This is a genomic window from Aequorivita nionensis (assembly GCF_046352995.1).
Taxonomy (GTDB): domain Bacteria; phylum Bacteroidota; class Bacteroidia; order Flavobacteriales; family Flavobacteriaceae; genus Aequorivita; species Aequorivita nionensis.
In genome coordinates this window covers 3,067,264-3,078,929 of record NZ_CP130281.1, presented here as the reverse complement: position 1 = coordinate 3,078,929, position 11,666 = coordinate 3,067,264, and the positions used below count along the sequence as shown (strand labels likewise).

The window sequence follows — 11,666 nt, the reverse complement described above, 5'->3', positions numbered from 1 at the left end:
AATCTCGGCATTACTATTTATATCTATTGAAAAAACATGGCTAAGTCTTTAGTTTATAATTTCATAGATTAAATTATTATAGTACCTTGTGCAACCTTAATTAAAAAAACACTAAACATTAAAACAGATGAAGCAAAAAAAATTACTTTCTGCATTTTTACTATTGCTAAGTATTAGCCTATTTGCCCAACAAAAATTTCCACCGGAACAAGTTATTTCGGGAACTTTTGTAGGCCAGACAATGCCTTTGCGTGATTTTCCCACAATGCCGGAGAATCTTAATTTAGACCCGCAAACATTAACGGTAGTACCCAATGAATCTACCACACAGATTGAAATCAATGAGGTGCCGCCCACTATAATTGATAACCTTCAAAAGACACTTGGTCAAATTCAAACTAGGGCGATAGAGCAGAATTTTATTGGTGCTTCTTCTTCAGAGTCTGGTTTTTTTCCACCCGATCCAACGGGAGCTGTTGGACCTAACCATTATGTTCATTCCGTAAATTCACTGGTAAAGATATTTAGTAAAACAGGAACTTTATTGGTAGGGCCTATTTCTTTAGGAACTTTTTTAGGTTTTGGAGGAAATAGTGGAGATCCTATTGTTTTATATGACCAATTGGCTGACAGATGGCTTGTGAGCGAGTTTGGAAGTATAAACGGTGGTAATTCATTGGCAATTGGAGTGTCTGCCACAAGCGACCCTACAGGAGCTTATAATGTTTACCAATATTCTTTTAGTGGTTTTCCTGACTATCCACACTATGCCGTGTGGCCAGATGCCTATTACGGAACCGTAAACTTAGGTGGAGCTACAACTAGAGCATTCGCTTTGGATCGTGATGAAATACTTAACGGAGGCCCCAATCCTGAAATCGTAATATTTACGCTTCCTGGAATTGTTGTGAATCCAAACCAAGTTAAGAGTCCTGAGGCTGCAAATCTTTTGGGAACTACCATTGCTCCTAATACCCCAGGATATGTTACCTATCTTCAGGATGATGCTTGGAGTGGCGTTGCAAATGATCATTTAAAAATTTGGGAAATGGAAATGGACTGGACAAATCCAGGAAACTCTACTATTTCCGCTCCGCTTGAAATACCTACAGATCCTTTTGATGCAGGTGAAATTTTTGGGCAGGGAGCGATCTCACAACCCGGAACTGGTCAAAAACTTGCCGGGCACGGTGGAATAATTTCTTTTGGCGCAAACTATAGAAGTTTTCCAGATCATAATTCTTGGCTAATAACCTTTAACACCTTTGTTGATAATAATCAAACAGGTGGAATTAGATGGATTGAATTAAGAAACGATAGTTCAAATCCTTGGTCAATTTACCAAGAAGGAACCTACGCCCCAGCTGATGGCCATAGTAGATTTATGAGTAGTTCTGCAATGGATATTTATGGTAACATTGGGCTTGCATACAGTATTGGAAGTTCTACTTTAAAAGTTGGAATCCGTTATACAGGTAGATTTGATGGTGATCCTTTAGGAACCATGACAGTAGCAGAAAATACTATTGTAAGTGGAAATGGAGTCCGAACAAATACTTATAGATATGGAGATTATGGACATACCACAATGGACCCAGATGATTTAACTTTTTGGCACACTGCAGATTATTTTTCAAATAATAATGCTTGGAGAACCCAAATTGCTTCATTTAAAATTACATCTGGTTTAAATTCAGATGTTGGGGTAAATGCTATTATTCAACCTGAGAATGGTACATTAACGAATGCAGAAACCGTTGAAGTAAGTATCCGAAATTATGGCTCTGCTTCCCAATCAAACATACCATTGCAGTTGCGTGTTGATGGTAATTTGATAGCAAGTGAAACCTTTCCGGGAACAATTGCATCAGGAAGTACTGCCACCTATACTTTTTCACAAACCGCAGATCTATCAACTCCGGGGCAAACGTATTCCATTGAAGTAAGAACCAATTTATCGGGTGACCAATTTCCTGCGAATGACCCATTGACCAAAGAAGTTTCCAATTTGTTTATGAATGATGTAGGCGCTCTTGAAATTACGGCGCCAGTTTCTAACCCAGGTTTGGGCAATAATGAAACCATCACTGCAACAATTAAAAACTATGGAGCAACAAACCAATCAAACTTTAACGTACAATATATCCTTGATGGCGGAACACCTGTGGTAGAGACATTTTCGGGTTCTATTGCATCTGAGCAAGAAGCAACCTATAGTTTTGCACAAACTGCAGATTTTTCTACAGTGGGAACTTATAACCTTACGGTTTCAACCTCCTTATCTGGTGATGGAAATCCTTCAAACGATGCGGTTACCTCTGAAATTGAGAATTTAATTTGTCAGCCCAATGGTAACTGTTCCGCAGGTCTTGGTATTCGATTATTCTCAGTGGCTGAAATCAATAATCCTTCAGACTGTGAAGGGTATGGCAATTTCACTAACCTTATCGCAAATTTAGCTCAAAATAGTACCAACGAATTGACTATAACAACAACTTTTGGAAATCAATATATTAAAGTGTGGATTGATTTTAACGATGATTCGGTTTTTACTGCAAATGAGGTTGTTGTAGATAATATCCAAATTGCCCCTGGGCAAGGAGCTGGTACCTATACCGAAACTTTAGATTTAGTTATTCCATCTGGTGCCGCATTAGGCCAGCACCGTATGAGAGCCAGATCCAACTGGAATAGTCCATTGCCAAATGATGCTTGCGAGGATACAAATTTTGGAGAAACAGAAGACTATACTGCAAACATAGGTATTCTAAGTGTAGAAGATATGGACATCAGAAATGGTGAATTGTTAATAACCAGTACAGACAACAAGCATTTTGATGTTACCTTGGTGTCTGATTATGACGGAATGGGCTATATTTCTGTCTTTAATTTACTTGGTCAAGAATTAGGTATTAAACCTATTGGAAAAGTAGATGGCGCTTACCATTTAAAATTGGATATGTCCTTCGCGGCAAGTGGAGTATATATTGTTAAGGCTGGTGGTGAAACTACAACGGCTGTCAAAACTGCAAGAATTATTGTAAAATAATTTTTAAAAATAATTTTTCTGAAAAAGCCGTCTCAAAATTATTTTGAGACGGCTTTTTAAATTAAACGATTTTAAAGAAAATAATATCCTTTAAAATAATGATTTACAGTTAAAAAAATCTAAAATTTTTCTGTTACCTTTCCTACTTTAAAATTAAAAAACAAACCATGAAATTCAAAAAACTACTATTTGCAACCGCTCTACTATTTGGTATTGGGGTTAATGCCCAACAAGTTTTTCCGCCAGATGAGGTTATCGTCGGAACTTTTATAGGAAAAACTATTCCTTTACGTGAATATGCTGTTCAAGAAGAAAATCACGATCAAACTATTAAAGAAATTAAAGTGGTGTCCAACAGGTCCCGCTATAATCCGCAGGTAAATGCAGATGCATTGCCTAATGGAATTGATCCAAATGTTCAAAGAAGTTTTGGTGAAATACGAACGCGTGCAATTGAACAGAACTTTATAGGAGCATCCTCTTCAGAATCAGGGTTTACCCCACCAGATCCAACTGGTGCTGCAGGACCAAACCATTATGTGCATTCTGTAAACTCTATTGTGAAAATTTTCAGCAAAACAGGAACACTTTTGGTTGGTCCTGTGGCGTTGGGAACTTTCTTGGGTATTGGTTCAAATTCTGGAGACCCAATAGTTATGTATGACCAACTTGCAGACCGCTGGTTTGTAAGTGAATTTGGTTCTTTAGGAAATTCGTTAGCAATTGGTGTTTCTGAAACGGGTGATCCAACGGGAGCTTATAACGTATATCAATATACTTTCGGAAGTTTTCCAGATTATCCACATTACAGTGTTTGGCACGATGCCTATTATCTCACTGCAAACATAGGCACGACCAATAAAGTTTATGCGGTAGAAAGAGATGTAATGCTCGCTGGTGGCGCAAGTCCAAAAATTGTTGGATTTCCACTTCCTGGAAGCACCCAAAACACAAACACCGTTTTAAGCCCTGAACCTGCAAATCTTTTGGGAACTAACTTTCCAGCAAATGCGCCTGGTTATGTTACCTATCTTCAAGACGACGGATGGTCGGGCGTGAGCTTTGACCATTTGAAAGTTTGGGAAATTGATTTAGATTGGAACAATACCTCAAATTCAACCATTTCTGCACCTTTGGAAATTCCAACAGATCCATTTAACTCTGTGTTTGCGCCATTTGGCACTGGGGATGTTGCGCAACCTGGAACTGATCAAAAAATTGATATGATTGGCGGTGTAATTTCCTATGCAGCCAACTACCGCAGTTTTGCAGACCACAATAGTTGGGTTATAACTTTCAATACAGATATTGACAATAATGATACTTCGGGTATTCGATGGATAGAATTGCGAAACGATGCTTCTAATCCCTGGTCTATATTTCAAGAAGGAACATACGCACCTGCTGATGGGCTTAGCCGTTTTATGGGAAGCGCCGGAATGGATGCTGCAGGAAATATAGGTTTGGCGTTTAATGTTGCCAGTGGGTCACTTAAGGCTTCCATTCGCTATACCGGACGTTTTGATGGTGACCCTTTAGGACAAATGACCGTTGCTGAAACCGAGATAATTCCCGGTGCTGGTGTTCAAACATTCTCAAACAGATTTGGGGATTATTCACACCTTACTATGGATCCTGATAATTTCACCTTTTGGCATACTGCGGAATATTTCTCTTCCAATAATAACTGGAGAACGCAGATTGCAGCTTTCACGCTTTCTGGCGGATTTGCAAAAGATGTTGGGGTTAATGCCTTGATTCAACCTGTAAATGGTCTGTTGACGAATGCCGAAACTGTTGAGGTGAGCATAAGAAATTTTGGAACCGACTCTCAAAGCAATATTCCTTTGGAACTTCGTGTGGATGGAAATTTGGTGGCTTCTGAAAGTTTTGCCGGTACTATTACAGCTGGTTCAACTGCTACTTATACATTTGCACAAACGGTTGATTTATCTACTTCTGGGCAAACGTATTCTATTGAAGTGAGAACTAATTTAGCCGGAGATGAATTTCCAGCAAACGATCCTTTTACAACGAACGTTACTAATCTTTTGGCGAATGACGTAGGCGCAATTGAAATTACCGCACCAGTTTCTGGATCAGGCTTGGGTAATGAAACTATTACTGCAACAATTAAAAACTTTGGAGCTGCTTCACAGTCAAATTTTAACGTACAATATGTAATTGATGGCGGTACGCCCGTGGTTGAAACATTTGCTGGACCTATAGCTTCAGAGCAGGAAATGACCTATAGTTTTACCCAAACTGCAGATTTTTCTGCTTTGGGAACATATAATGTAACAGTTTCAACTTCCTTGGGAGGAGATGCTAATGCATCTAATGATTCGGTTTCCACAGTAATTGAAAATATTTTATGCCAGCCAACAAGTGATTGTTCCCTTGGAGATGGCTTCAGATTGTTTTCAGTAGCAGAAATTAACAATCCATCAAGTTGCGAAGGTTATGGTGATTTTACGAACCTAATAGCAAATTTAGCACCTGGCAGCACGAATGATCTTACAGTAACAACTAATTACGGGGATCAATTCGTAAAAGTTTGGATTGATTTTAATGATGATTATAATTTCACTGCGAATGAGGTAGTTGTAAATAATGTAGAGATTGCGTCTGGACAAGGTTCGGGAACATATACAGTGACTATGGATTTGGTAGTTCCAGCAGGAGCTGCAATTGGACCACACCGTATGCGAGCCAAAACTAATTGGAATGGCCCTGTGCCAAATGATGCCTGTGAAGAAACAACTTATGGAGAAACAGAAGATTACACAGCAAATATTGGCACCCTTGGTGTTGATGATTTTTCCGTTAGAAATGGTAATTTAATAATCACTACCGAAGGAAACAAACAGTATGAAGTCTCACTTACAACAGCTTATGAGGGCGCCACTTATCTGGCAATTTACAATATTTTAGGCCAACAGCTTAAAGTAAAAATGATTAACAAATTAGGCGATTCGTATAAAGCCAGACTCGATATGAGTGAAGCGGCAAGTGGAGTTTATATTGTGAAAGTAGGTGGTACAAACACCAAATCATTTAAAACAGGAAGGATTATTGTTGAATAATCTTTGACTGATATATTATCTGAAATAAAAAAAGAGCGGGTGTTTGTCCGCTCTTTTTGCATTCTAAAAATTCTTTTATTTACTGAATCACAATTTTTTTAGTGATTCTTTTTTCCGAAGAAACGAGTTCTATAAGGTAAATTCCACTGTTAAGATTTGAAATATTTACTTTCTTCTCAGTTGTGTTAAATGTATTGTGCATCACTTTTCTACCTGAAATGTCATAAACCGAATAACTTTCAACCGGAAAAGAAGTATTGTCGCTTACCCAAACAACTTCAGAGGTTGGATTTGGATAAACAGAAATGTTATCTTCAATAAATTCTTCAACGCCAATAAGTCCCCAACGGTCTTCGGCTATTGGGCCTCCCCAAATTAGGGTAGCCAAATATGGGTTGTCAATAAATGGATTGCGGTTTCCGTAAGCGGTTTCCAAATAAGGATTTCGTTGGTCTTCAAAATCGGTAACAGGGTCTTCAGCATTCCATTGAAGGTAAACCTGAAGCATATCTGTTGAGCCTTGTAAAGGTCCGGAGCCATTTAAAGAAGGTAAGCAGCGGTCTCCATAACGTGTGTACATATACATCATTATACGGGCAACATCGCCTTTCCATTCGTCACCGGGATACCAGTCTCCACTTCCCACATAATCTGCATGGCCAGAACCAGCAGCAAACTTCTTGTTGCCTCTGTTCCCGTTCATTTTTTGATCGGTAGGGCGAATGTTTTGTGGATCTGCTAATATTCCAGTAGAACCGTTGTTAACATCACCCATTGGTGGATTTGCGTTAGAGCGGGCAAAGGTATGCTCACGATTGTATTCACAATTTCCGCCGCCAAAAGCACCTTTGCTTCGGGTTCTATCCGTAGTACAGCTTCCGTCGGTATCGTTGTAACCGTATAATAAAAGAACATTGCTGTTGTTTGTAGGATCTTCATCCGTTATTTTCATGGATTCCTTAGTATCTCCATAATCAAAGGAATTGCTCGCAATTTCAATTTTTTGTTGTAATGCAAAATAAAGGTCTTGCCCAGTAAGGTTAAGATTTACATCATCATAATAGGGTTGTTGTGCGAAAACGGCTTGTAAACCGATTAAAAAAAGTAGGGTAAATAATTTTTTCATAAATCTAATTTTGTATTTAATCTTTATTCTTTTTCTGAAGCAAAGAAATATAAAATCCATCAAATCCGCTTTTGCTTGGCATTATTTTTTCTTCATTTAACAGTGTGAAATCTTTTCCTTCTTCACGACTTAAGAAAGCTTTCACCTGCATTTCGTTTTCCGAGGGAAGAATAGAGCAAGTGGCATAAACCATTTGTCCACCAGGTTTTACCATTCGTGAATAACTGTCTAAAAGATCTTTTTGTGTGGCGCGAATTTTATCCATAAACTCAGGTTGCAGTTTCCACTTTGCATCAGGGTTTCTTTTTAAAACGCCCAAGCCAGAGCAAGGCGCATCAATCAAGACTTTATCGGCTTTATCGATTAGCTTCTTTATAACTTTTGTTGAATCTATTACACGTGTTTCAATATTGAAAATATCGTTTCTACGGGCGCGGCGTTTCAGCTCGTTTAACTTGTTTTCATAAATATCCATTGCAATCAATTGGCCTTTGTTTTGCATCATTGTAGCAATGTGAAGACTTTTTCCGCCAGCTCCTGCGCAAGCATCTATCACACGCATTCCTGGTTTTGCATCAAGTATTTCAGCAACTTTTTGTGAAGAGGCATCTTGCACCTCAAACAGTCCATTTTTAAAAGCATCAGTCGTAAAAACATTTGCGCGCTCTTTTAACTTCAAAGCATCGGGATACCCTTTTAAGAGTTCTGTTTCAATCTCTAAATCTGCTAATTCATTCTGCAATTTTTCAACCGTAGTTTTCAGGGTATTGACACGTAAAACTACATCGGCCTGTTCATTTAATGCTGCAATTTCCTTGTCCCATTTTTTTCCCAATTCCTTCTGCCCCAATTCATCCAGCCAATCAGGGATTGATTCGCGATACTTTCTTATTTTTGATAGTTCGTCAAATTTCCCTTTAATTCTTCGGGTTGGAGTGTCTTCAAATTGTTTCCATTCTGGAATGGCTATTCCGTTTAATGTTGCCCAAACAGTAAATAATCTGAAAAGATTGGGACGGTCAAATGGCTCGCGTACTTCGGCAATCTCTGAGTACAATCGCTTCCAGCGCACAATGTCATAAGTGGTTTCAGCAATAAAGCCCCTATCACGCGCACCCCAGCGTTTGTCGCGTTTCAATGTGTTTTTAAGTACTTTATCAGCTTGCTTGTTTTCGTTAAAAATTAAGTCAAGGGAGTCTATCGTTGCGAATACTAAATTTCTGTGTAGTTTCATTTTCTGCGTTTTGCGGTTGCAAAGGTATCTTTTTAAAGTTAGATTTTTGAAATACGAAATACGAAATACGAAATACGAAATACGATTTACGAAATACGATTTACGAAATACGAAATACGAAATACGAAATACGAAATACGAAATACGAAATACGAAATGCGATTTACGAAGTACGAAATACGATTTACGAAATACGAAATTCGAAATACGAAATACGAAATACGAAATACGAAATACGAAATACGATTTACGAATTACGAATTATGAATTACGAAATACGGAATATGTTATTTGGAATTTTATAATTGTTACTTTTGACAAAAAATTGAATCTATGCGTTTTATTCTCATACTGTTTACTGCCTTATCGCTCATTTCCTGTGAGGAGAAAACTGAAATTGAATTTAGTTCAGTTGAAATAACCCCCGTTTTTATAGATAGTTTGAGTATTCGCGCCATGCAACCTTTGGATGAAAACAGGGTTTGGTTTGCCGCAGATAAAGGAAAAGTGGGCTTGATTGATGGTGATACGCCGAAACTTGCTATAATAAAATATGGGGATTCGTTACTTCATTTTCGTTCCATTGCGACTACAAAAGAAGCGGTTTTTGTGTTGAGTATTTCCAATCCAGCGGTATTGTATAAAATAGGTTTCAACGGTACCGAAGCCACTAATATTGAAGAAGTTTATAACGAAAAAGGCGATAATGTTTTCTACGATTCCATGAAATTTTGGAATGAAAACGAAGGCATTGCCATTGGTGACCCTGTTGAAAATTGCATGTCGATAATAATAACCCGCGATGGTGGAAATACATGGAAAAAAATGCGCTGTGAAAACCTTCCAAAAGTGGAAAATGGGGAAGCGGCCTTTGCAGCAAGCAATAGTAACATTGCAATCTTTGGCGATAATGCTTGGGTAGCAACAGGCGGAAGAAAATCGCGAGTAATGCACACTGCAGATAAAGGAATTACTTGGGAGATTTATGACACGCCAATCGTTCAAGGCAAAGCAATGACAGGTATTTTCAGTATTGATTTTTTAGATGAAACCAACGGGATTATTTTTGGCGGAAATTGGGAAGACAAACCTTTTAACGAAGGCAACAAAGCCATGACGAAAGACGGTGGAAAAACTTGGAAGCTCATTGCGAATGGCAAGGAACCTGGTTATCGTTCCTCTGTGAAATTTGTTCCGGGAACGCAAGGGCAGGGGATTGTTGCCGTTGGCTCGCCCGGAATTTCCTTTAGTGGCGATGGTGGAAAAAACTGGAAAGAACTTTCAAAAGAAGGTTTTTTCGCTGTTGAATTTGTAAATGATAGCGTTGCTTTTGCTTCGGGTAATAATAGAATTTCGAAATTGTCTTTTAGGAAATAGTTGGTATATCTGGTTGATTGGGCAGTCGAGGCCTATTAACAGTTTTCAACTATTCTCAAACGTGCAGGATAATTATTCTTCAGAAATTATTTTTTCAGGATTGTTGTTTTTCGGTAATAAAACTTGAAGCATAACCGCAATTCCCATTACAATGGCACAACCCACTAAATTCAGCCATAGATAGGGCATCAGGTCAATATACCAGAAATAGATAATGATTACTTGTGTAATGAGAGCAGCGATAAAGACAGCTTTGCTGCGCACGAATTTTATAAAAAACGCAAGTAGAAATATTCCCAAAACATTTCCGTAGAAAATAGAACCGATAATGTTTACAAGCTGTATCAGGTTATCGAATAAATTTGCCGTACAAGCCACCAAAATGGCAATAATCCCCCACAAAAGTGTGAATCCGCGCGAAGCTGCCACATAGTGTTTTTCTCTTTTTCCCGGCACGTTTCTTTTGTAAAGGTCAATGGTTGTTGTGCTGCCCAACGCATTCAATTCTGAAGCGGTTGAAGACATTGCGGCACTTAAAATTACCGCCAAAAGCAAACCAATCAAACCACGTGGAAGATTGTTAAGAATAAAATGTATAAAAACATAGTCCTTATCGTTGGTTTCCGCACTTGGATTTGCCTTTTTAATTAGCGAAACAGATTGTTCACGCAATTGGTTTTCAGAAGTGTTAAGTTCTTTGATTTCTGAAATATAATTTTGCTTTTCTAATTCACTTTCAGCTTTAGAATAACTTATTTGGGTTGCTGCCAATTTTTTGTCAAGAGCTTCTTTTTTCACTTCCAAAGCTTTGTATTCGCCTGCATATTCAGATTTCTGAACATCTTTAATAGCAGAAGGGTTAAAGTGAAGCGGGGAGCTGTTAAACTGATAAAAAACGAAAACCATAATTCCCACCAACAAAATAAAGAACTGCATCGGTACTTTTAACAGCCCGTTCATTATCAAACCCATCTGACTTTGTTTCACAGTTCTACCGGAAAGATAGCGTTGCACCTGACTTTGATCTGTTCCAAAATAGGAAAGAGCCAAAAAAGTTCCACCGATAATTCCACTCCAAAAGGTATATCTATTATCAAAATCGAATGAAAAATCAAGAATATCCATTTTGCCATTGGCGCCAGCAATTTCAAGGGCTTTGGAAAAAGATATATCCAGCGGTAGATAATTAAGAATTAAAAGAAAGGCAATCAACATTCCAAAGAAAATAACTGCCATTTGTTGCTTTTGGGTAACGCTCACAGCTTTTGTACCGCCACTTACTGTGTAAATAATTACAAGCACGCCAATGATGATATTCAAATAAATTAAATTCCAGCCAAGTACAGCCGAAAGTATTATGGAAGGTGCAAAAATGGTAATTCCACAAGCAAGACCACGTTGTATTAAAAATAGGATTGCGGTAAGTGTTCGTGTTTTTTTATCAAAACGACTTTCAAGATATTCGTAGGCAGTGTAAACATTGAGTTTATGATAGATCGGAATAAAAACCAAACAGATTACAACCATTGCAATTGGCAATCCAAAGTAAAATTGCACAAAACCCATCCCGTCGTGAAAAGCCTGTCCGGGTGTGGAAAGAAAGGTAATGGCACTGGCTTGTGTAGCCATTACACTTAGCCCAATGGTCCACCAATGTGCGGTGCTTCCGCCTTTTAGATAATCGCCCACATCTTTTTGCTGACGTGATTTCCAGGTACCGTAAAGCACTATAAAAAGAAGGGTTCCAATTAATACAATCCAATCAATCTGCTGCATTTAGGCGAAGTTTTGCAT

At 38.3% G+C, this 11,666-nt stretch carries 6 protein-coding genes; 3 read left to right on the top strand and 3 right to left on the bottom strand.

Going from position 1 to position 11,666, the window contains the following annotated elements; genetic code table 11:
* The first annotated feature begins 127 nt into the window (after positions 1 to 127).
* Complete coding sequence (locus Q2U82_RS14060) at positions 128 to 3,049, top strand: GEVED domain-containing protein (protein WP_410005485.1); 2,922 nt, start codon at positions 128 to 130, stop codon at positions 3,047 to 3,049.
* Between the two features lie 167 nt (positions 3,050 to 3,216).
* Positions 3,217 to 6,135: a GEVED domain-containing protein gene (locus Q2U82_RS14055; protein WP_410005484.1), complete on the top strand. Its 2,919-nt coding sequence runs from the start codon at positions 3,217 to 3,219 to the stop codon at positions 6,133 to 6,135.
* A 79-nt stretch (positions 6,136 to 6,214) separates the two neighbouring features.
* On the opposite strand, the gene Q2U82_RS14050 is transcribed toward Q2U82_RS14055, so the two are convergent.
* Both Q2U82_RS14050 and Q2U82_RS14045 read right to left on the bottom strand, forming a co-directional pair.
* Complete coding sequence (locus Q2U82_RS14050) at positions 6,215 to 7,261, bottom strand: endonuclease (RefSeq protein ID WP_410005483.1); 1,047 nt, start codon at positions 7,259 to 7,261, stop codon at positions 6,215 to 6,217.
* A gap of 16 nt (positions 7,262 to 7,277) precedes the next feature.
* A complete protein-coding gene (locus tag Q2U82_RS14045) occupies positions 7,278 to 8,495 on the bottom strand; it encodes an RsmB/NOP family class I SAM-dependent RNA methyltransferase (protein ID WP_410005482.1) in 1,218 nt (405 codons plus the stop codon).
* A 333-nt stretch (positions 8,496 to 8,828) separates the two neighbouring features.
* Between Q2U82_RS14045 and Q2U82_RS14040 the strand changes: the two genes are divergently transcribed.
* Positions 8,829 to 9,872 carry a WD40/YVTN/BNR-like repeat-containing protein gene (locus Q2U82_RS14040; protein WP_410005481.1) on the top strand — a complete coding sequence of 348 codons (1,044 nt, stop codon included), beginning with the start codon at positions 8,829 to 8,831 and terminating at the stop codon, positions 9,870 to 9,872.
* A 72-nt stretch (positions 9,873 to 9,944) separates the two neighbouring features.
* On the opposite strand, the gene Q2U82_RS14035 is transcribed toward Q2U82_RS14040, so the two are convergent.
* Positions 9,945 to 11,648 (bottom strand): sodium:solute symporter family transporter, encoded by a 1,704-nt coding sequence (locus Q2U82_RS14035; protein ID WP_410005480.1) that lies wholly within the window; start codon positions 11,646 to 11,648, stop codon positions 9,945 to 9,947.
* Positions 11,649 to 11,666 lie beyond the last annotated feature (18 nt).